Source organism: Pseudomonas sp. W22_MBD1_FP4, assembly GCF_052113765.1.
Classification (GTDB): Bacteria; Pseudomonadota; Gammaproteobacteria; order Pseudomonadales; family Pseudomonadaceae; genus Aquipseudomonas; species Aquipseudomonas sivasensis.
On record NZ_JBGQOI010000002.1, the window covers coordinates 448,556 to 468,726 of the forward strand.

18 protein-coding genes and 1 pseudogene are annotated in these 20,171 nt (G+C 58.8%); 8 read left to right on the top strand and 11 right to left on the bottom strand.

The window, feature by feature from the left end:
• Positions 1 to 3 precede the first annotated feature (3 nt).
• The 3 genes from ACEN2T_RS04815 to ACEN2T_RS04825 are packed head-to-tail and all read left to right on the top strand — an operon-like array spanning position 4 to position 2,921.
• Positions 4 to 438, top strand: a complete 435-nt coding sequence (locus ACEN2T_RS04815; RefSeq protein WP_122764620.1) for a hypothetical protein — start codon at positions 4 to 6, stop codon at positions 436 to 438.
• Positions 435 to 1,889, top strand: a complete 1,455-nt coding sequence (locus tag ACEN2T_RS04820; protein ID WP_032885925.1) for an ATPase domain-containing protein — start codon at positions 435 to 437, stop codon at positions 1,887 to 1,889. The genes ACEN2T_RS04815 and ACEN2T_RS04820 overlap by 4 nt, the downstream gene beginning before the upstream one ends.
• Before the next feature lie 15 nt (positions 1,890 to 1,904).
• Complete coding sequence (locus ACEN2T_RS04825) at positions 1,905 to 2,921, top strand: sensor histidine kinase (protein WP_442116381.1); 1,017 nt, start codon at positions 1,905 to 1,907, stop codon at positions 2,919 to 2,921.
• Here the strand turns inward: ACEN2T_RS04825 and ACEN2T_RS04830 are convergent.
• Positions 2,918 to 3,979, bottom strand: a complete 1,062-nt coding sequence (locus ACEN2T_RS04830; RefSeq protein WP_442116382.1) for an SDR family oxidoreductase — start codon at positions 3,977 to 3,979, stop codon at positions 2,918 to 2,920. The genes ACEN2T_RS04825 and ACEN2T_RS04830 overlap by 4 nt on opposite strands.
• Before the next feature lie 156 nt (positions 3,980 to 4,135).
• Between ACEN2T_RS04830 and ACEN2T_RS04835 the strand changes: the two genes are divergently transcribed.
• Entirely contained in the window at positions 4,136 to 4,933 is a 798-nt protein-coding gene (locus tag ACEN2T_RS04835) for a DNA/RNA non-specific endonuclease (protein WP_442116383.1), read from the top strand.
• Between the two features lie 9 nt (positions 4,934 to 4,942).
• Here the strand turns inward: ACEN2T_RS04835 and ACEN2T_RS04840 are convergent, their stop codons facing one another.
• From ACEN2T_RS04840 to ACEN2T_RS04855, 4 genes are all read right to left on the bottom strand, one after another.
• Positions 4,943 to 5,122: a DUF1289 domain-containing protein gene (locus ACEN2T_RS04840; protein WP_032885921.1), complete on the bottom strand. Its 180-nt coding sequence runs from the start codon at positions 5,120 to 5,122 to the stop codon at positions 4,943 to 4,945.
• A 34-nt stretch (positions 5,123 to 5,156) separates the two neighbouring features.
• Positions 5,157 to 6,062, bottom strand: a complete 906-nt coding sequence (gene dmeF / locus ACEN2T_RS04845; protein ID WP_442116384.1) for a CDF family Co(II)/Ni(II) efflux transporter DmeF — start codon at positions 6,060 to 6,062, stop codon at positions 5,157 to 5,159.
• Positions 6,059 to 6,334: a metal/formaldehyde-sensitive transcriptional repressor gene (locus ACEN2T_RS04850; RefSeq protein ID WP_099603080.1), complete on the bottom strand. Its 276-nt coding sequence runs from the start codon at positions 6,332 to 6,334 to the stop codon at positions 6,059 to 6,061. Before ACEN2T_RS04850 ends, dmeF begins: the two co-directional genes overlap by 4 nt.
• A gap of 78 nt (positions 6,335 to 6,412) precedes the next feature.
• On the bottom strand, positions 6,413 to 7,630 hold the full coding sequence (locus ACEN2T_RS04855; protein WP_032885918.1) for an MFS transporter: 1,218 nt from the start codon (positions 7,628 to 7,630) through the stop codon (positions 6,413 to 6,415).
• A 244-nt stretch (positions 7,631 to 7,874) separates the two neighbouring features.
• Here ACEN2T_RS04855 and ACEN2T_RS04860 point away from each other — a divergent pair, with 244 nt between their 5' ends.
• Positions 7,875 to 9,086 (top strand): YeeE/YedE family protein, encoded by a 1,212-nt coding sequence (locus tag ACEN2T_RS04860; RefSeq protein WP_095185511.1) that lies wholly within the window; start codon positions 7,875 to 7,877, stop codon positions 9,084 to 9,086.
• 1 nt (position 9,087) lies between these two features.
• On the opposite strand, the gene ACEN2T_RS04865 is transcribed toward ACEN2T_RS04860, so the two are convergent.
• The 3 genes from ACEN2T_RS04865 to ACEN2T_RS04875 form a co-directional block, all read right to left on the bottom strand.
• Positions 9,088 to 9,249 carry a DUF2986 domain-containing protein gene (locus ACEN2T_RS04865; RefSeq protein ID WP_081797666.1) on the bottom strand — a complete coding sequence of 54 codons (162 nt, stop codon included), beginning with the start codon at positions 9,247 to 9,249 and terminating at the stop codon, positions 9,088 to 9,090.
• A 60-nt stretch (positions 9,250 to 9,309) separates the two neighbouring features.
• Positions 9,310 to 10,536, bottom strand: a complete 1,227-nt coding sequence (locus ACEN2T_RS04870) for an MFS transporter (RefSeq protein ID WP_095185512.1) — start codon at positions 10,534 to 10,536, stop codon at positions 9,310 to 9,312.
• Positions 10,537 to 10,725: 189 nt separating this feature from the next.
• Positions 10,726 to 11,766 (bottom strand): alpha/beta hydrolase family protein, encoded by a 1,041-nt coding sequence (locus ACEN2T_RS04875; protein WP_442116385.1) that lies wholly within the window; start codon positions 11,764 to 11,766, stop codon positions 10,726 to 10,728.
• A 216-nt stretch (positions 11,767 to 11,982) separates the two neighbouring features.
• On the opposite strand from ACEN2T_RS04875, the gene ACEN2T_RS04880 reads away from it, so the two are divergent.
• The 3 genes from ACEN2T_RS04880 to ACEN2T_RS04890 all read left to right on the top strand — a co-directional run bounded on the left by ACEN2T_RS04880 (position 11,983) and on the right by ACEN2T_RS04890 (position 16,116).
• On the top strand, positions 11,983 to 12,486 hold the full coding sequence (locus ACEN2T_RS04880) for a hypothetical protein (protein ID WP_163034998.1): 504 nt from the start codon (positions 11,983 to 11,985) through the stop codon (positions 12,484 to 12,486).
• A 287-nt stretch (positions 12,487 to 12,773) separates the two neighbouring features.
• Positions 12,774 to 13,940, top strand: a complete 1,167-nt coding sequence (locus tag ACEN2T_RS04885; protein WP_442116386.1) for a hypothetical protein — start codon at positions 12,774 to 12,776, stop codon at positions 13,938 to 13,940.
• A gap of 826 nt (positions 13,941 to 14,766) precedes the next feature.
• Positions 14,767 to 16,116 carry a hypothetical protein gene (locus tag ACEN2T_RS04890; RefSeq protein WP_442116387.1) on the top strand — a complete coding sequence of 450 codons (1,350 nt, stop codon included), beginning with the start codon at positions 14,767 to 14,769 and terminating at the stop codon, positions 16,114 to 16,116.
• 87 nt (positions 16,117 to 16,203) lie between these two features.
• Here the strand turns inward: ACEN2T_RS04890 and ACEN2T_RS04895 are convergent, their stop codons facing one another.
• From ACEN2T_RS04895 to ACEN2T_RS04905, 3 genes and pseudogenes are all read right to left on the bottom strand, one after another.
• A complete protein-coding gene (locus ACEN2T_RS04895; protein WP_256226225.1) occupies positions 16,204 to 16,698 on the bottom strand; it encodes a methyl-accepting chemotaxis protein in 495 nt (164 codons plus the stop codon).
• Positions 16,699 to 17,070: 372 nt separating this feature from the next.
• Positions 17,071 to 18,351: pseudogene (locus ACEN2T_RS04900) on the bottom strand (FIST signal transduction protein); the annotation flags it as partial.
• A 1,010-nt stretch (positions 18,352 to 19,361) separates the two neighbouring features.
• On the bottom strand, positions 19,362 to 19,814 hold the full coding sequence (locus ACEN2T_RS04905; RefSeq protein ID WP_158878595.1) for a hypothetical protein: 453 nt from the start codon (positions 19,812 to 19,814) through the stop codon (positions 19,362 to 19,364).
• Between the last annotated feature and the right edge of the window lie 357 nt (positions 19,815 to 20,171).

Sequence of the window (20,171 nt, forward strand, 5' to 3'; positions counted from 1 at the left end):
GTCATGTCCACGCTAAGCGAAGAGAGCCGCCGGATCGTAGCTTCTCTGGCGCACCGTGTTGGTCCCAGCGCTGATACCGCGCGTATCGCCGAAGTGATCGTGTCGATACTGCAAGGCATGGATGCCGCACTGACGCCGATCATCGGCCAGCAGGGCGTTGTTGCGTTGACACGCCGCAGCATCCACCTGAGCGCCTCCATTCATCCCCACCTGACCAGCACGTTTGAACGTGCGCAGGCAGCGCCGGATCTGCTCGGCCTCAAATCCGTGCTGGTTGAGCAAAGTGAAGCGGATGCACTGCTTTTCGGTGAAGGGCTGCTGATCACCTTTTACACGCTGCTGACCACGCTGATTGGGCCTTCGCTGACTGCCCGTTTGCTGCGCGACGTGTGGGAACCTTCTTTGAGCGACACCCCTTCGCAGGAAAATTCGCCATGAGCACCAAAGTAACTATCAACCGCCTGGCTACCGGCGTGCCAGGGCTGGACGAGGTGCTGGGCGGAGGATTGCCGGAATTTTCGTTCAACCTGATCGCCGGCCCTCCCGGCTGCGGCAAGACCACGCTGGCGCATCAGATGATGTTCGCCCTAGCGACACCTGAGCGGCCCGCGCTGTTTTTCACTGTCTTGGGTGAGCCGCCGTTGAAGATGTTGCGTTATCAGCAGCAGTTCGACTTTTTCGACAACGATGCGATCAACCACTCGATTCGCTACATCAACCTGGCTGACGACACGCTGGCAGGTGACCTGGATGAAGTGCTCCGGCGCATCGTCAGCGAAGTGGAGGCGCATTCACCGTCGCTGGTGTTTGTCGATTCCTTTCGTTCGGTGGTGCTGGCCAGCCAGACTCAGCACAACCCCAACAACAACCTGCCGCAGTTCGTTCAACAACTGGGCATGTTGATGACCACTTGGCAGGCGACCACCTTCCTGATTGGTGAGTACTTCACCGAAACCGACACCAACCCGATATTCACCGTAGCTGACGGGTTGATCTGGCTGCGCCAGAGTGTTGAGCGCAATTCCATGGTGCGCAAGATGGAAGTCATGAAGATGCGCGGCCAACCGACTTTGCCGGGTTTGCATACCTTCCGCATCGCCAGTTCCGGCATCAATGTGTTCGCACCTGCGCCGCTCAACCCGGTCGAGATACCGATGACGCTGCCGATGCAGCGCTTGAAAATGGGCGTGCCACGCCTCGACGAAATGCTTGGTGGCGGTTTGCCTCGCGGCTATTCGCTGCTGGTGGCGGGGCCTTCTGGGTCGGGTAAAAGCATCCTGGCGGCGACCTTTCTGGCCGAGGGTGCGCGCAATGGCGAAACCGGCGTTATCGCGGTGTTCGAGCAACGGCCCAACCGCTCGCAAAACGCTACCCTGGCAGACCTGATCCAAAGCGGAAGGGTCAGCCTGGTGGACAGCCGGGCGCCGGATTTGTCCATCGACGAAATCGTCCAACTGTTGCTGAGCGAGATCAGCCGCTTGAACGCTACGCGGGTGGTCATCGATTCGCTGTCGGGCTTTGAGCTGGCCCTGGCGCCGACCTTTCGGGCGGACTTCCGCGAGTCGCTGTCACGCATGGTTACCGCGTTGACCCGCGCCGGGGTCAGTGTATTGATGACCTCGGAGCTGGAAGACCGCTACACCGATCTGCGTTTCAGCCCCTACGGCACGGCGTTCCTGACCGATGCGATCATCGTGCAGCGCTACATCGAAGTGCGCAGCCGCCTGTTGCGCATCATGGCCGTGGTCAAGGTGCGTGCCAGTGCCCACAGCGATGAGCTGCGCCAATATCACATCAATGACGATGGCCTGCAGATCGGCGAGATGCTCGCTGACCAGGAAGGGCTGCTCGGTGGTCGTCCGACTAGCCAGCCAATTAAGGAACGATAATGTCTGAGTTGACCCATGAGTAAACGCGCTGGAGAGGACGAGCGTGAAGCAGCCAATGCTGCCCACGAACTCTTCCTGCTCGGCCAGAAAACCGTTGAAGCCCGAGCGGTACTGGCCGCATTGCAGCAGCAACTGAGTGACGCCAACAGTCGCCTGGAGGATTCCCAGCACGTCGAGCAGTTGATCGAGGCCAACCAGCAGTTGGTGCTCGCCATACTCCTGGCCCAATCCGTACCGGTCGCCAAGCTGGGCATGGAAGAGCAACTGTTTCAGGAACTGCGTGAGGCCAACGCGCAACTGGTCATCGCAGCGCTCGGCGCCCAGGACCTGCAGGCGACAGCGGAGCGAGCGTTGGACCAGCAGAAAGGCATCCTTGCGATGGTCGCCCATGAACTGCGCAATCCGCTGACCCCCATCAAGCTGATTGCCGAGCGAATGGTACGGCTGCCCAGTGATCAACTGCCGCGCATGCGCGAGTTGATCGAGGGCCAAGTCCAACATATTTCCCAACTGGTCGACGACTTGCTGGATGTCTCGCGCGCCAGCACCGGCAAGCTGCGTATCAACTGCAGTGAAGTGGACATGCTGCGTATTCTGAATGCCGCCGTTGATGCCTGTAGCCCGGTGATGATTGCGCGAAAGCAACAGTTTGATGTCGAGCTGCCTGACGCTGCTCTGATCGTCAACGGCGACCCGGGCCGACTCGCGCAGATTTTGCACAACCTGCTGGCCAACGCGGCCAAGTACACGCCCGTAGGCGGCACCATCAGCATGACGGCCACCGTGACCGCCAAAGTGCTGCGGATCAGTATTGCCGACAATGGCATCGGTGTTACCGCCAAGGCACTGCCGTTCATTTTTGACCCGTACGTGCAAGACACACACGCCATCGGCTTCAACGTGACGGGCCTGGGCATTGGCTTGACGGTAGTGCGTGAATTGGTCGAAGCCCACGGCGGCAAGGTGACGGGGATGAGTGATGGGCATGGCAAGGGCAGCGAATTTGTGGTGACGCTGCCCCTGGTGCGTTAAGGGATCAACCGCGCTTCGCGCAACTTATCGAACACCTCGAAAAATGCCTGGTCGCTCGCCTGGTAGGCGGTGAACCCCATCTTCCGGCTCTTGGACATGTCCGTGACCACCTCGATCGGGCGCCCCAAGTCGGCATCGGTGTGCCAGGGCGAGGCGAGGCGGCTGATGTCCGTTTCCTTCAGCCCATGCTCCGCAGCGAGCTGGCTCCAGGCGGCCTGATCGTCGGCCATCTGACTCTCAAGCGGCGAGGGCTTGGCCGGGAAGTCTGCGGGCACAAGGCCAAAATAATCGGCAATCTGCCCCCACATCCATTTCCATCGGAACACGTCGCCATTAGTGATGTTGAACGCCTGGTTGGCCGCCGCCGGCGTGGTGGCGGCCCACAGCTGTTGTTGTGCCAATTGCCGCGCATCGGTCATGTCGGTGAGGCTGTCCCATTGCACGCGGGAACCTGGGAATACAAATGGGCGCCCAGTGTGTTTGCAGACGCTGGCGTAGACGGCGAGGGTGGTCGCCATGTTCATCGCATTGCCCACGGCCACGCCGGTGACTGTGTGCGGGCGATGCACGCTCCAGGTGAAGCCGTCCTTTTTGGCGGCGGCGAACACTTCGTCTTCCTGGGCGTAATAGAAGTTCTCCACATCCAGGCGGCCTTGCTCTTCGCGGAACGGGGTTTGCGGCAGGCTGCCCTTGCCATAGTTTTCGAACGGGCCGAGGTAGTGCTTCAAGCCGGTGACCAAGGCCACATGCTGCACGCTGCCGGCGGGGCGCACGGCATCCAGCACTTTGCGCACCATGGCGGCGTTGACGCGGATGTTCTCGGCTTCGGTGGCCTGGCGCGACCAAGTGGTGATGAATACGTGGGTGGGTTTCAGATCGGCCAAGGCCTGTTGCAGCGATGCCGGGTCCTGCAAGTCGGCGGCGACTGGAATCACGCCCGGCACCTGTGATGGCTGGCGGGACAGCGCGGCGACCTGCCATTGTTGTTCAAGCAGTAGCTGGGTGATGGCGCTGCCAACGATGCCGCTGGCGCCTACGACGAGTGCTGTCTGGGTCATAAAATTCTCCCGAGGATGTAGCCTTCTGAGCCCCTGCGCGTAGGAGAGGTTCAACCTTATCCGTGAGTCTCGCGGCACCAAACAGACGAATCAGGGTCCATAAGCCCCGCACGAACATTCGCGCTTCTCCGTTACCCTCACCATAAGATTTAAAGCATGTACCTACGCACTATCGCTGTCGGGCTGTCGGCCCTTGTTTTGTTTTCTACCGCTGTAGATGCCCGCAGTCTGGTAAACCCCTACACCCCCACCGAACAACGCACCTCATTCGATGGCTGTGCCGATCTCTTCCCTGCCGCCGCCCCAATTAAGACGGCCACCGTTCCGGCGTCGATGAAACCCCTGGCGCTGTGTTCCGAGACGTTTGCGGTGCTCTACTCACAGACCAGCAAGACCCCGTTGGTGGTGGTCGAACGCCTGAACGCTGCGCAGTTGAAAGATGCCAAAGGCGAGGAGCGCACCAACCAGTTCTATGCCGACCCGCGCATTCCAAAAGGCGGCCGCGCGGAGCTGAGCGACTACCGCAGCCAGCACCCGGCCGTTGACCGCGGCCACCAGGCTCCGGCCGCCGATGCTCCCAACGCCCGCGCCATGGCGCAGTCGTTTGCGCTGTCGAACATGGTGCCCCAAGACCCCACCAACAACCGCAAGATCTGGAGCAAGGTCGAGGCGGACGTGCGCAAGTTTGCCAAGCGCGCCGGCGGTGATGTGTATGTGTTTACCGGGCCGCTGTTTGACCAGGGTTACAGCACCATCGGCGACAACAAGGTCTGGGTGCCGACGCGCCTGTTCAAGCTGGTGTACGACGCCTCCAGCCAGCGCGCCTGGGCCTACGTGCTGCCCAACGCTGAAACGCGCATCCAGAAGCCGATGGACTACGACACCTTCGTGAAAAGCACCGGGCTCAAACTGCTGGGTAATCTTCCGGTGTCGGGGTCGATTGGGCGCTCCTGAATACGCGGCTTACTTGGCTTTTTTCAACGCCTTCAAGCGTTGGGTTGCACGTTGCACCGCGGCCATTTTCTCGGGGCGTTTCATGCGTTTCCACTTGCGGATGTCGTCCTTGCTGCGTCCACAGCTGACGCACAGGTCGCCGCTGAGCTGACAGGTGGAGACGCAGGGGTTTTCGATGTCTTTAGCCAAGAGGTCACCTGGAGATGGGGTAAAGGGGGCGCACTCACGCCAAACGAAACTCAACGGTGAGGTGGCTCACTTCATGCACCGGCTTGAGGCGCTCGCGAATGCTGTCGGCATCCGTGCTCGCCTGGCCGACAACGCTCACAATCGCCGCGTGGGCGTCGGGGCCGACGCGCCACACGTGCAGGTCGGTAATCCTGGCGTCGCCGGGTTGTTCGACCAGCTCGCGGATTTCGGCGGCGACGTGCTCATCGGTTTGATCCAGCAGCACGCCGGCGGTTACGCCCATCAGGCTCCAGGCCCAACGCGCAATCACGATGGCGCCGACGATACCCATCACCGGGTCCAGCCACACCCAGCCCAGGTAGCGCCCGGCCAAGAGCGCCGCAATGGCGAGGACGGAGGTCAGCGCATCGGCGAGCACATGCACATAGGCGGATTTCAGGTTGTTGTCGTTGCTGTGGTGATGATGCTCGTGGTCATGCTCGTGGCTGTGGCCGTGCCCCAGCAACAGCGCACTGACGATGTTCACCACCAGGCCCACGATGGCAATCAGGGTCGCGGTACCGAACTGCACTGCGGTGGGTTCAAGCAAGCGGATCACCGACTCGACGCCAATGCCCAGGGCCACCAGCGCCAGGATCAGCGCCGAGGCGAAGCCACCCAGGTCGCCCACTTTGCCGGTGCCGAAGCTGTAGCGCGGGCTGCGCGCGTGGCGTTTGGCATAGGCATAGGCTGCGGCGGCAATGCCCAAGGCACCGGCATGGGTCGCCATATGAAAACCATCAGCCAGCAAGGCCATGGAGCCGGTGAGGTAGCCGGCTGCAATTTCCGCCACCATCATCACCACTGTCAGCATCACCACCCACAGGGTGCGCCTGGCGTTCTCTTCGTGGGCAGCGCCGAGGAACACATGCTCGTGGGCGTGGTTTGTCATGAGCGTCATTTGGCGTAACGCCGGATGGCTTCGAGCAGTTCTTCGACACCTTTGTTGCGTTCTTCCTCGCTGAGGGAGGGATCCGCCACGTGCGCCCTGGCGTGCTCTTCGATGATCTCTTCCATCAAGCCGTTGATGGCGCCGCGCGTAGCGGCCACCAAGTGCAGGGTCTTGGCGCAGTCAGCGTCTGACTCCAGGGCTTTCTCCACCGCCTGAATCTGCCCGGCGATGCGTTTAACCCGTTTTATCAGGCTGTCTTTGTTGGCTGTGATATGGCTCACGATATACCCCCCCCCTACCTATAGTAGGGCGGATGGTGTCATACCCCACCCCCCTATACAAGGACGCCGAAGCGAGGGTTACTTGGGCCGATCCAACCGATGACGCAGGGTGTAGACCGCCACACCCACTGCCAGGATGCCCGACAACGCGCCGACACCCAGTGCCCAGCGCGGGCCCAGGTGGTCCGCGACCCAGCCGACGATAGGCGCACCGATCGGTGTGCCGCCCAAGGCCACGCCGACGCGCAGGGCAATCACTCGGCCGCGCATGGCGGGTTCGGTGGTGAGTTGCATCAGGCTGTTGGTGGTGTTGCTGAAGGTCATGGCACCGACGCCGATGATCACCAGCGCCACGGCGAACAACCAATAGTTCGGCGCCAGGGCCGCCAGCGTGCAGCCAATGCCGAAGATCGCCGCACCGTTGAGCAACGACTTGAACTGTGGCCGCTCGCGTCCGGCGGCCAGCAGGGCGCCGGCAATGGTGCCGATGGCCAGCGTCGAGGAAAGCAGGCCAAAGGCGCGCGCATCGGTATGGAACGCAGTTACCGCCATGGTCGAGATAAAAATCGGGAAGTTCATGCCGAAGGTGCCGATCAGAAACAACATCAGCAGGATCGCCTTCAAGTCCGGCCGTGCCCACACATAGCGCAGGCCCTCGGTCAGGCTGCCCTTGGTGCGCAGTGCCCGCACCTTGGCGTGCTGCCCCGACACCCGCAGGAAGAAAAGCGAAACCAGCACCGCAAAGAAACTGCTGCCATTGAGCAGGAATGCCCAGCCGGTGCCCACCGAGGCGATGGTCAGGCCCGCCACGGCCGGGCCGATCATGCGCGCCATATTGAACGACGTGGAATTGAGTGCGATGGCGTTGGACAAATCCTTCTCGGCCACCAGTTCCGCGACGAAAACCTGCCGCACCGGCGCATCGAACGCCGACGCGCAGCCGGACAAAAACGCGAACACATACACGTGCCACAGTTCGACAAACCCAGTGACGGTGAACACCCCCAGCGTCAGTGCCAGCAGACCCATGAGCGCCTGAGTGACCATCAGCAATTTGCGCTGGTCGTAGTGGTCGGCGGCAAAGCCGGTCCATGGCAGCAACAGCAACTGCGGCCCGAACTGCAACGACATCACGATGCCAACCGCCGCAGCGTTGTGCGGGGTCAACTGGGTCAGCACCAGCCAGTCCTGCGCGGTGCGCTGCATCCAGGTGCCGACATTAGAGACCAACGCCCCGGCGGCCCAGATGCGGTAGTTGGGGCTGCGCAGGGAGCGGAAGGTGCCGAGGAAACTCATAGCGGTATTCGTGACTCCTCAAACAGGGCGAGGTGATTTGAACAGGCGCTGCCGGCGCAGTACTCAGCCACAGTGAAGCTCAATGTGGGAGTTGTCGAGCCCTGGCGAGGCTGCGATGGCGGCGGCATTGCCAACCTGTACGTTGCCTGACACTCCGCTATCGCAGCCTAGCTAAAGCTCCACAACTCCCACAGGCTATACTCGCCCGTTCGAAATCCCCCCTTCAAACAAACCGAGATACCCCATGAGCACCTCTCTCCCTATCACCCCCGCGCGCAAGCCAGTCGCGCCGTTGGTGGCCTTTGTCATCCTGGTGCTGGGCGCCTTGTTCCTGCAAAACAGCGTCGGTTCGCGCCAGGTGCTTTTGCTAGTGGTCGGCGCCGCACTGGGCTTGACCCTTTACCACGCTGCCTTCGGCTTCACCTCCGCTTGGCGCGTGTTCATCAATGAGCGCCGTGGCGCTGGCTTGCGGGCGCAGATGGTGATGCTCGCGCTGGCAGTGCTGCTGTTTTTCCCGGCGCTGGGGGCGGGCACGTTGTTCGGGCAGCCAGTGGTCGGGCTGGTGGCGCCGGCCGGGGTGTCGGTGGTGTTTGGTGCGTTTATTTTCGGCATCGGCATGCAGTTGGGTGGCGGGTGTGCCTCGGGCACGCTATTCACCGTGGGCGGCGGTAATGCGCGGATGCTGGTGACGTTGTTGTTCTTTATCTGCGGCTCGCTGATCGCCACACACCATGTGGACTGGTGGTTTGCGTTGCCGGCGTTCCCGGCGGTGTCCATCGTCAAGAGCTTCGGCGTAGTGCCCGCGTTGCTCGCCAGCCTGGCGATGTTTGCGCTTATCGCGGCCGTCACCGTGCGCCTGGAAAAGCGCCGCCACGGCCAGCTCGAAGAGGGCGTGACCAGCGAACATCAGGGCTTGCGCCGCTTCCTGCGTGGGCCATGGCCATTGGTGTGGGGCGCGATTGGTTTGGCACTGCTCAACTACGCCACTCTCGCACTGGCCGGGCGGCCGTGGGGCATCACTTCGGCGTTCGCCCTGTGGGGCGCCAAGGTGGCGAGTGGTTTGGGTGTGGACGTAAGCGCTTGGGCGTTCTGGCAGATGCCGGGCAATGCCAAGGCTCTGGCGGCGCCGGTGTGGGAGGACATTACCAGCGTCATGGACATCGGCATCGTCCTCGGTGCGCTGTTGGCCGCCGGGCTGGCTGGGCGTTTCGCCCCCAGCCTGAAGATCCCGGCCCGCTCGCTGATCGCTGCGGTGATCGGCGGCCTGCTGCTCGGTTACGGTTCGCGCCTGGCGTACGGCTGCAACATCGGCGCGTACTTCAGCGGCATCGCCTCGGGCAGCCTGCATGGCTGGGTGTGGCTGGTGGCGGCGTTTATCGGTAACAGCGTAGGCGTGCGCCTGCGGCCGTTTTTCTTTGTGGGCGAGCGCCGTCAGGTGGCGCTGAGCGGCTGCTGAGTCAGTCTTGCGGGGAAACGCTTGGCGCCTGATCCGCTTCAGCCGCCAGTTTTTCCCGCTCTGCTTTGCTGATGTACCTGTCCTTGGATTTGGGCGCCAATTTGGCGCTGGCCTTTTTGGCCTTGGCCTTGAACAGCTGCTGCAGTTTTTTCTGGCGATTCATGGGTGTCTACCTGGGTTAAACGTGCCCGGATGATACCAGCTTAAAAATCGCAGCCAATGGCTAGCAAGGCTGCGCCGCCAAGCTGTTGCTGACCCTGCGTCCCAACACCAGCACCGTCACAAACCCGCAACCTACCAGCGCCGTGGCCAGGCTCAACAGCACCGCGCTGCCCATCTGGTCGACGATCTGCCCGCCAAAGAACGAGCCCAGGGCAATGATCACTTGGAACAACGCCACGAACAGCGGCATGCCGCGCTCGACATCCTTGGGCGCCACCACAAACATCCAGATACTCGCGCACGCCGGGAAGGCGCCAAAGGCAAAGCCCCACAGCGCGATCAGCATCGCCGCGCCGGTCATGCCGGTGGCGAAGTACGGGAACAGCGCGGTGCTGGTGCCGATCATCAACGCCACCAGCAGCAAGGTATTGCGCACGCTGCGGTTAGCCGCGAACCCGGCAAAAATATTGCCCATCACGCCTGCGACGCCATACAGCAGCAACAGCGAACCAATGGTCGGCCCGTCGAAGCCAGAGCTGTGTTTGAAGAACGGCGCGACATAGGTGTAGGCCGCAAAGTGCGCCAGCCCGATCAGCAACACCGCGATCAATCCGACCCGCGCTTGTGGGTTGATAAATAAAGCCGGCAGATCACTGATGCGAATGGCCTTCTCCGGCGTGAGTCTTGGCAGCAGGAACATCTGCGCCAACAGTACCGGAATGCCCACCAGCGCGGTCACCAGGAACGTCATGCGCCAGCCCATCAGGCCACTGAGCCAGGTGCCGACGGGCACGCCGAGTACGGTGGCCAGGGTCACGCCCATCATGATGATCGAAGTCGCCTTCGCTACGCCCACACCCTTGGGCGCCAGGCGACCGCTCAGGGCAATGGCCGTGGCCCAGAAACCGCCGATGCTGATGCCCAGCAATACACGGCCGAACAGCAGCAGGTTGAAGTCGCTGGCAAAGGCCACGACCGAGTTGGCGATGATCATGATCAACGTCAGGCCGATCAGCAGATAGCGACGGTCCATCGCGCCAATGCTCACCGACAGAAACGGTGCAGCGAGGGCGGCCATGATGCCGGGCAGCGTCACCATCAAACCCGCGTGGCCGGCACTGATACCGAGGTCGGTGGCGACATCGTTGAGCACGCCCACCGGCAGGAATTCACTGGTCACCAGTGCAAAGGCACCTACCGCGACCGAGAGAATCGCCAGCCACTGCTGTTTGACACTTTGTTGATTATGTTCGGGAAGGCCGCTGGGGGCCTGGAGGGCGCTTGGCATGATGCTGGGTTCCAAGGGGGGATATCGCCTGAGGCCAGGCGCATGGGAAGAAGAAGTGGGAAGCGATTATAGGAAGGGCCGTTGGTCTGCCTATAGGCGAGCGGTTCGATAGTAATCATCAGTGGTATCGATGTGAGGACCTTGGGCCGCTCCCATCCATACCACTTTGAGTTGAGTGTTCCGCTTTAATCAGTTCCGAAACGACCGACTCAAAAACCCAGTAATCAGCCCCACAACCTGCTGCTGAATCACTCCCCGCGCCCGAGCGCCTTCGCCATCCCGGCAAATCATGCCATCCCCCGGCGAGCTCTCTTCAATCAACGCAATCGCCCCCGGCTTGCAGATCGACATAAAGCTGAAGTGGGTAGCGTCGGCGATCTCCACATACTGCGTCGAAGCTTTTGCCATCCGCCGGACCATATCGGCGGACTCCAATTCAGGCGCCATATCTTCCGTTGGCACACCCCCCGCAATCACCAGCGCCGGCGCCGGCAATGCGGCGAGGCTGGCGTCGGTAAAGCCGCGCGACAGGCCCAGGTCCAACGACACAATGGCGGTGACGCGTTTGTCGCTCAAGTCAGCGGCCAGCTTGGCCTTGCCCTCTGGCGTGGCAGCGGGATTCATCTCGTGGTAGCCAATGCAACCGCCCAGCTTGGGATAGGTGCTGCACTCCTTGACGAACAGGTCAGGATCGAAGCGTGCACCGGCGATTTCCAGCACGGTCCAGCCGCCCAGGGAGTGGCCTACAGCGGATATCTGTTTGTTCGCCACCGCGCCGAATTGCGTGGGCTGATCCAACACTGCATCGATAGCACGGCTCAAGTCCACCGGGCGCTGCCATAACTGCGCGGCGGCTTGCGGGCTGCGGTCCTTGGTGGTGGTGCCGGGGTGATTGACCGCCGCGACGATATAGCCCTGATGGGCCAACGCACTGGCCAGCCACGTCTGTTTACCCCAATTACCGCCGTAGCCGTGGGAGAGCACGACCAGTGGATGTTCGCCGCTGGCGGGTGGTGCATCGGGTACGGCGAGGGCGCCGATGAAGACTGCGTTGTCGGCGATCAGCTTGGGTTGGGTGGTGGTGGTAGCGGGGTACCAGACGACCAGTTCGAGTGGTCGGTTGTTTTGCGCATCGGGCAGGGTGGTGGTCTTGAAACCGACGGGGTTTTCGGCGGCGAAGGCGGGAGCGGTGAGGCAAATCAGGAACAGGGCGCGTAGAGCGGTTTTCATTGTTGTTATCGTCCTTGAAATGAGCGGCGAAGCATGACCTGAAACAAGCGGTTTTGGTAGAGGGGAGGCGGGACTAGGACGTTACCGACGTATTCCTACTTATTAGTATTACAGATTGCTCTTTCGTGAATTTAGGACGTTGCTATCTTACTTTGGTTAAAAAAGCGTGCGACGGTAGTGCCGTACTTCCTACCGTTGATTAATAAGGTGAGGGTTATGAAAATTCCAATCGAGATGTTGACTTTAATGCTTGGTTTGAATGTTCGTAAGTTCATACTCGTTTTGTTTGCGCTCTTGCTATTTGTGTCTGCTAGTTTGGCGTTGGCTGAAGAGCGATCTTTCACTAAAGATGATACGCCAAGTCCTGTGCTGGTTTTGTCCAATGAGGGTGTTGGATTAGCCAATTTCTACGCGAATTCGTTGGACTTTCCCAGTGGTACTTTGCCTGATCCGAAAGAGTTACTAGAGATCGCGTGGCGTACAACGTACTACCCTGAAAGTGCCAATTCAAAGGTCGAACTCTGTTACTTTCGCCCCTATAGTTCTCAACCCAATTGCGTGGATATCGCTCCTAACTCATCTGGCGTTATCTATGAATTTAATGCCCAGAGTTTCAATCACGGATCACGTGTTGTCATCAAGCATTATGTGTTAGGGGGCACACCACCCTACAGTCGTCCTGCTGGCGTTGATACAGTGACTTTTCGATATAGGTACTAACTCGTAATACCGTGCAAGGGTCACTTATTACGGTGACCTCTGCTCTGATAAATAAAAAACGTGCAGTTGGTAAAATTTTAGCCGCCTCTACAGGGTGAATTCTCATGGCAACTATCCACGCTTATTCCTCAGTGCCTAACAATCGCTTGGCTAGCAGTCCGGTTAATGCCGCAACCTCACCAGCAATGCAGACAACGGCAGACACGGCTGGTGCATCTACCGCTACACACACTGATAGTGCGCCCCACACCGTATCGGTTTTGGCTCGTCAGTTGAGCGAAGCCTCAGTGCGCGCCGACACCCGCACCGCAGAGGCACCCGCCGATCCGCCGGACTCGATCATCGGCGACAGCTACCTCACGGATAAAGCGCAGCATGACGCCGAGGTCCCAGACACCGATCTTCCAGAGCTCCTGGCCCGCGCCCGACAGGCAACCGCCTTCATCAACGGTTCCGACAGCAACCCCTTCAAGGGCTTGGGACGTGATCAGTTGATCCTGATCGCCCATGAGGACAGCGGCGCATTCACCACCAACGAACGCCGTGCCGCATGGCAAGAGATGGAATCTACGGCACCCGCCCAGGCGAGCAGCGCGAGTCAGGCATCGATTGACGGCCATGCTCTGATGGTCGCTCGCGTGTTCGGCAACTACGAGCCGCCGGTGGCCCAGCCACCATTGACCTCCTACAACCTAACTCAGAGCTCTTATCATTTCCTCAACCGCGATGATCGTGCCGTGATCTCGCAGATGTACGCTTACGCGCAGGCTGAAGGTGCTGATCTGGCCTTCGTCGATGACTTGGCCTGGCAGCTCGGCCATTATCGACATCTCAGCGACGGCGGTCAGCAGTTGAGCCACAACAATGGCTATACCTCGGAGGGTTATCGCATCACCTTCCACTTCAAGGAGCAGGACGCGGCTATTGCCTCGCGCATTCTTAATGGTTCGGCCATCAACAGCACCCGTATCGACCCAGGCTTCTTAAGGCATATTCTGAACCCGGACTACGGATCTCTCTCCAACATCGGCGGAATACCCTTCCTTGAACAGATGGTGCTCAAGTTCTCTGCTGAAGGTGCTTCACAAGCCGCGCTCGGCAGCGAATTCGCCACCTTCAACCGGATCGAAAACAAGGACAACGTCCTGGTCACGACGAACACGGACACCAAACTGCCGCCCTCAAAGGTAGTTGCCACCAACGTTAATGGCGTGTGGAGTTTGACCGAACTGGGTAAGTCCGCTGGCTACACGCTGGACACCGCTACCGGCAAGCTGCACCGACCAACAATGCCTCCAGAGGATGAAGCTCAGCAGGGCTTCATCCTGGAAACCTCTGTTGGTTCCGCGCAGAGTCGCTCCCTTATGGATGCCCTTGCCGACAGCGACGATCCGTCCCCCAAGCGAGCGATCTGGATGAACAATCTGTTCAGCCTGCTTGACTCGCCTGAGTAGCCTTACAAAGCCCAAATTAAATAGCGGGCATGCGGGATTAGGAAAATACCTGCGTATTCCTATTTATTAGTATTACAGAGCTGTCCTTCATTGTTTTAGGAAGTGCGTGGGTTTCTACGGTTAATGAATCGTGCAATGGTAGAAGTGTGATTCTTACAGCTGGATCCATTGGGCTCTTACGTATTAACTCCTCAAGCGATGGTGGTGATTATGAGTGGCTCGATAGTGATTCGTTGCTCCGTAAATGCAAACAAGCCTGTGCGTGCTCTTGTTACTGCTCTGCTGGTATTGGCCAGTGGGGGGGGCGTTGCGAAAGAAAGTTCTATTTCAAAGTCTGGGGACCCCAGTCCCGTGTTGGTGTTATCCAATTCCGATACTCATCCGGGTGTAGGGTTTGCGAGTTTCAGTGTTGTTAGCTCGGACTTTCCCCCAGGAACGCTCATTGATCCCAAACAGTTAGTGGAAATTCAATGGAGTACAACGTTTTACCCTGACAGCATCAGGGAGGATGTGAGGCTTTGCTATTCAAGGCCCTTCAGCTCTCAAGAGGATTGCAGGAGAATCACTCCGCGTTCGTCTGGCACAGTGCAGGATTTTAACAGTCAGTCGTTTGGTAATGGCTCGCGAGTTAGAATCTATCATGACGTATACGGGGGCACACCTCGCTATACGCGTCCTGCTGGCGTCGATTCAGTCGTATTAAAATATAGCTATTAATCAACTGAAAAGTATTTTGTCTGTTTGGTTTTTTGGCTCTTTTACATGAAAAACAATGATATTAATGATGTGGCAGCGGCGCTGTCCTCCTATTTAGGAAGAGTGATCCATGATATCTATTAATCTTCATGCGTCGTCAGCCACTAATCGTATGGCAACAAGTAGTACTTCCAACGCCGAGCCCGTGTTTGCGGTTTCGTCAGATAAAGAAGAGCCCATTGCCGCGTCAACTTCGAACGGTGAAGTTACCAACAGCACCGTCTCAATCCTGGCTCACCAGTTGAGCGAAGCGGCAGCGCGTGCTGAAAAACGCGCGGGATCGGAGAGCGAAAACCCGTTCCACTCGATTACCGGCGATAACTACATCGCCAACAAAAAACAACACGGTGCAGCGCTTCCCAATACCGATAACCCGGAGCTCCTGGCTCGGGCCCGGCAGGCCAACGGCTTCGTCGATGGCATTGACAGCAACCCTTTCAAAGGGCTTGCGCGCGATCAGCTCAGCCTGATTGCGAGGGACGTTGGCGGCGCCTTCACGCTCAATGAGCGACGTTCAGCGTGGGAAGAGTTGCAAGCAACCGCAACCCCAATGGCTGCCAACCCGAAATTGCTACCTGCAAATGGGCGTGATCACCTGATTTCGCGTTTGTACGGGGGGGTTGAACCGCCGGTCGCCAAGCCACCTGCCACCGTCTATAACGGCACTCAAAACCACGCCGATTTCCTCAACCCTGAGGATCGTGCCTTGATCTCGGATATGTACGCTTACGCCGCAGCGGAGGGTGCTGACCTGCGTTTTGTAGATCACGTGGCCATAGCACTCGGTACCTATCGTCATTACAGCGACGGCCTTCAATTCGGGGGGAGTAACGTTCGCTATGACGGGGAAGGGTATCAGGTGACGTTCGATTTCAAGCCAGAGGACGCCGCAATCGCGTCAAGCGTCCTGGAGGGTTCGGCGATCAACAGCACCCGTATCGACCAGGGTTTCTTGCGACACATTCTGGACCCGGCCCAAGGTGCGTTTACAAACATTGGTGGCATACCGTTCCTGGAGAAGATGGTAAAAAAATTCTCTAATGAAGGGGCTGATCAGCCCCCACTCGCCAGCCAGTTCGCCACCTACCACAAAGTCAGGTACGAGGACCATATTGTCCAAACCACCAACAAGGACGTCAGGCTACCGCCCTTCAAGGCACTCACGGATAACGTCAACGGCGTTTGGACCCTCACCGAACACGGCAAGGCAGAAGGCTACACACTGGACAAAACCACTGGCCGGATAAGCAAGCCGGTCGCCTCTTTCGACAGTCAGACGTCACAACGCTCAATCTTGGACGACATTGTCCGCCAATCGCCCAAAAGCTACTTCGCGGACTTTGTTGCCGGTGACCGTGAGGCGTTCGCCATGCGAAGAGTCTGGCCCGGCCATTTTTTCATGCTGATGAAAAACCAATAATTATGAGGACTTGATAAGCGATGCCCTAAGGCACCGCACAGTCCTCATGCCTCAATGAGATTCCAAAGCTGAAGATTTCAATAACGCCTACGCGTGCGTCAGCCCCGTCAACGTATCCGCAATCGTCTTCGTCCGCTGCGCCGTGCCCTCGGTCGCACGGCTGGACGCTTCCAACGCGTCCAGCATCTCTCGCAGTGCGCCCACACCGGTGGACTGGTCTTCGATCTGCTGGGCTACCCGCTGGATCTCACTCGACAGCAGGTCAATATCCACGCCAATTTCCGCCGCATTCTTACGCGTGATTTCCGCCAGCTTGCGCACCTCGTCCGCCACCACTGCAAAGCCCCGGCCCAAGTCGCCCGCGCGCGCCGCTTCAATGGCCGCGTTGAGCGCCAGCAAGTTGGTCTGCCCGGCGATCTGCTGGATTACCTGCACAATCGACTGGATCCGCAAACTCGACCCGGCCAGCGTGCGCGCACCTTCCACCGCCACATCCGCCTGGCTCGACAGCCCCTCCACCGTGGCCCCGGCCTGGGCCGATACGCTGTTCTGCTGGTCGATGGTGCTGACCAAGTCATCCATCGACGCGTGCAACTCACCGGAGTAATGCTTGAGCTGCGCCGCGATTTCTTCCTGCTGTTGCTCAGCCTGGGCCAGCACCTGGCCCAAGTCCGCCAGGCCTTCGAATACCGGCAGGATATTGTTGTCCAGCCCGCGGGTGTTCAGGGTGTTGGAGAAATCATTGTTCTTGAACGCCGCAATCTGCTTGACCACCACATGGTTCAATCCCGCCAGCTTCTTCACCTGCCGCCGTAGGAAGAACGCCTTGAACTCGCCGTAATGAGCGATGAAATTGTCCACATACTCGTCACTGAAACTTGCGCCCTTGGCCACCCGAAAGAAGAAAATCGCGGTCAGCGTCTGGTTCAGGTTCAAACCCAGAATCTCCCCAAAGGTCGAGAATCCCGCCAACGGCACATCGCCAAACGTCCCCGCCATGCTGCCCAACTCGGCGCCGTTGTTCAGCCGGCGCAAGATGCAGTCATTCAAAATCCCCGCCACCGGTTGGCCGCCCTTGCCACGCAGGAACTGTTCATAGTCCAGGCGCGTCGCCTCACGCAACGGCGTACGCCGCACCATCACCAACTCCTCGCCCGGCGCCACGTCGCAAAACAACTGCACGATCTGCTGCTCGAAGTCGATACGCGCGATGGACCGCACAAACAACTCACTGCCTACCCGAATCGCAAACGAATAATCCGCCAGCTTCGACTCCAATGCCTGCGGCGCACAATTAAACGCATCACACAGCGCCTGCACCATGCTCTTGATATTGCCGGCGCTGTCGATCACCTGGTCAATCGTGCGGTCCTCCACCGAGGCCGTCAGCACACTGAAGGTCAAATCCGCCGGTTTGAAATTCTGGCTTTTGAACACCCCAAATCGCACCTGCGCCGCCGTCTTCACAAACACAATCTGCGCATGATTCTGATAACTGCGCTGGCCGTCATGAATCAGCGTCTTCTGGAAATCCGACTTACCCCCGGCCGATCCCCCTACAAACAAACACGGAAACCGCCCCGACTCATACAGCGCCTCCATAAAAAACGACTCCGACGCCGACAACCCATCGAACACCACATACGCCAACGTATCGCGATGATCGATCGGCGTACGCACCTGCACCCGCTTGATATGCCCCACCAACTTGGCAATGCGCTCCTGCATCCCCAACCGCTTACCGCCGCCACGAATGTCCTCACACTCCAGCGGCACCATCACCACCTCGGCCGAGGCGATCAGACTGTCGTCGAACAGCTGCAACACCACCCGGTCCCAGCGCTCGCCGGTGGCGCAATACAGCGAATTGGGCGCATTGCAGAGTTCGCCGGAAGTGGTGCACAGGCTGATAGTGGATTGGGGGAAACGGCGCTTGAGCTTGGCGGCGACCTGATCGATGTCCAAATGCGGCGAGATAAAACCGGTGATCAGGGTGGGGGTGATGCGCAGGGCGGTGAGGGCGGCGTCCAGGTCGTTGGCAGTGCTGGTGAGCGTGGCGGTGCCTTGACGATCGGCCCGGGCTTTTTTTAGAAGGGAGAGTGGGTTCATGTGGTGGACTCGATCGAGTGGTGATGCAGGGGTAGGCATGCGGTTAGTAGGGTTATCGGCAGGTTGGGTGGGGACTGGAGGGTGGGGGATGCGACGGATGGACGCGGGTGGAGGGAGTTTCCCCATTATTGACAGGCTGTTTTCGGCCAGAAGCGGTCAGCGAAAACCGCAAAAGCCGAGGTTGGGACACCGTTTATAGGGAATTAAAGAGCGATTATATAACGCTCAGCGGATGGCGATTCTTGCCCCTTGCTGCCCGCCACGAAAGGCAGAAATCGACCAATAGCAGCTACTAGCATCGGCGGTGTTCTACCCATCGCAAGCTCAGCCGTGGTAACAGTGCTAGGGGCTTAATGACCTTCGCTATCAGAGCACTTACACAGCCAGCGGAACAGTTGCTTTGCCGATATCAGCGATGCCGCTGGTGCGCTGCGGGCACAGTTCATCAACATAGTATTCGCCGCCCTTAGCAACACCCCCTCCGAAGCTAGGAGTAATGAACCTTTCCTCAGAAAAAGATAAGATCGCCATCCATAGCATTTTGATACCACACTAACAATAACAAGGCCGAGTAGCCTTTGAGATCAAGCTACGCTGCCAGCACTGGGTGCATCAATGACGATGAGCGTCGGATACTCAAGCAAAGGGAATGGAACATGACTCGCAAACTGAGCTATAGCCGCGACATTCTTGCGATGGGTGATAAGGAACTCGAGGTCTTCGCCACCGGTGGGTGGCTCAGCAAACAAAAGACTATGTAGATCACGAAGAATTCGGAAATGCAAATGACCTTGGGCGTGACGTCGTGGGGTACTGAGCGAAGGCGGGTCGAAACGGCATATGCTGTTGGTACTGGCCTTAAAGCGTTGGGTCTCGCGGTTGGTCTGTCGCCTGACGAGCGAAGCCCACCCCCCGTTCGCCGTGACTGCGAACGGTTGCTCGACCGGCTGGACCCGCGCAATCATCTGCCAATCAGCATCTAACTAATCGAGCACAGGACCCGCGACTAGCCTATTGCAATGAGGCGGCGCGGATCACTTGAGCAGTCCGCTACTCGATCAAGTGGACCGAAGTTCCAGGTGCTAGCGCACGTGCGTCGGCTGCGTGTTTCAGGATCTAATCATCAGTCATCACGTTTACTTGACCAACACTTTATCGATTTCCTGAACCAGGGACCTTGGTGCGGGCGTATCGGCGTACTCCTGAGCCATCTGCATTGGGTCGACCATTGGCGTGGTTACCCCGTCGAAGGAGAAACCGCCGACCACATAACGTGCGAAGGTAGGCGACGCCGGGTCTTCGTCGACCTGCCAATACCCGTCATACCGTGTCGCCAGATACTCGCCGATGTAATAACCGATACGGGTAATGAACCATACACGGTTGGCCTCACTGATCACTGCACTTCGAAAACCGCTGTCCAATTGGGCCAAAAATTTCCCGGGAGTGTTAAGTACCTCGTGAGGTCGTTCAAACCCAAGGCTGGTGCAGAATTCATGGAGCACCGGCAGGCGCTCGGACTTGAATGCTGAAAAACCAGCCTTGCGACGCGCCAGCAATTGCTCGTCTGCCCCTTCGAAATTATCCATGCAGCCCTCATCAATCAATTATGAATAAGCACATCAATTTTATTTAACTCCAGCATCCTTGATAACTCTTGAGATGGCGGAGCTTCCAAAAATATCCATCGTGGCTCATAGCCTTTTACCGTGTCTCTAAGATAGAGATCCTTTTCAATCTGGCTATGAATCTGCGCGGTCAACGGGACTTCATTCAGTTTACCGTTAGAGGAGATGAGCCGCTGATAGGTCTTGATTGAGTCGCCCCAGATGCACTAGACAACCCGTTGGCTGCTTTGGACTGCCCCCTGCACCGTAGACATCTCCAGCCTATGCTTCTGGCCAACGGCCGTCTTGGTCCTTTTCAGCCGCTCACGAAAGGCAGAA

Bases quoted from the DNA above. Each gene is read 5' to 3' on its own strand.
- ACEN2T_RS04815 (WP_122764620.1), top strand. From the start codon at position 4: ATGTCCACGCTAAGCGAAGAGAGCCGCCGGATCGTAGCTTCTCTGGCG.
- ACEN2T_RS04820 (WP_032885925.1), top strand. From the start codon at position 435: ATGAGCACCAAAGTAACTATCAACCGCCTGGCTACCGGCGTGCCAGGG.
- ACEN2T_RS04825 (WP_442116381.1), top strand. From the start codon at position 1,905: ATGAGTAAACGCGCTGGAGAGGACGAGCGTGAAGCAGCCAATGCTGCC.
- ACEN2T_RS04830 (WP_442116382.1), bottom strand. From the start codon at position 3,979: ATGACCCAGACAGCACTCGTCGTAGGCGCCAGCGGCATCGTTGGCAGC.
- ACEN2T_RS04835 (WP_442116383.1), top strand. From the start codon at position 4,136: ATGTACCTACGCACTATCGCTGTCGGGCTGTCGGCCCTTGTTTTGTTT.
- dmeF (WP_442116384.1), bottom strand. From the start codon at position 6,062: ATGACGCTCATGACAAACCACGCCCACGAGCATGTGTTCCTCGGCGCT.
- ACEN2T_RS04855 (WP_032885918.1), bottom strand. From the start codon at position 7,630: ATGAGTTTCCTCGGCACCTTCCGCTCCCTGCGCAGCCCCAACTACCGC.
- ACEN2T_RS04860 (WP_095185511.1), top strand. From the start codon at position 7,875: ATGAGCACCTCTCTCCCTATCACCCCCGCGCGCAAGCCAGTCGCGCCG.
- ACEN2T_RS04865 (WP_081797666.1), bottom strand. From the start codon at position 9,249: ATGAATCGCCAGAAAAAACTGCAGCAGCTGTTCAAGGCCAAGGCCAAA.
- ACEN2T_RS04870 (WP_095185512.1), bottom strand. From the start codon at position 10,536: ATGCCAAGCGCCCTCCAGGCCCCCAGCGGCCTTCCCGAACATAATCAA.
- ACEN2T_RS04875 (WP_442116385.1), bottom strand. From the start codon at position 11,766: ATGAAAACCGCTCTACGCGCCCTGTTCCTGATTTGCCTCACCGCTCCC.
- ACEN2T_RS04880 (WP_163034998.1), top strand. From the start codon at position 11,983: ATGAAAATTCCAATCGAGATGTTGACTTTAATGCTTGGTTTGAATGTT.
- ACEN2T_RS04890 (WP_442116387.1), top strand. From the start codon at position 14,767: ATGATATCTATTAATCTTCATGCGTCGTCAGCCACTAATCGTATGGCA.
- ACEN2T_RS04895 (WP_256226225.1), bottom strand. From the start codon at position 16,698: ATGGATGACTTGGTCAGCACCATCGACCAGCAGAACAGCGTATCGGCC.
- ACEN2T_RS04905 (WP_158878595.1), bottom strand. From the start codon at position 19,814: ATGGATAATTTCGAAGGGGCAGACGAGCAATTGCTGGCGCGTCGCAAG.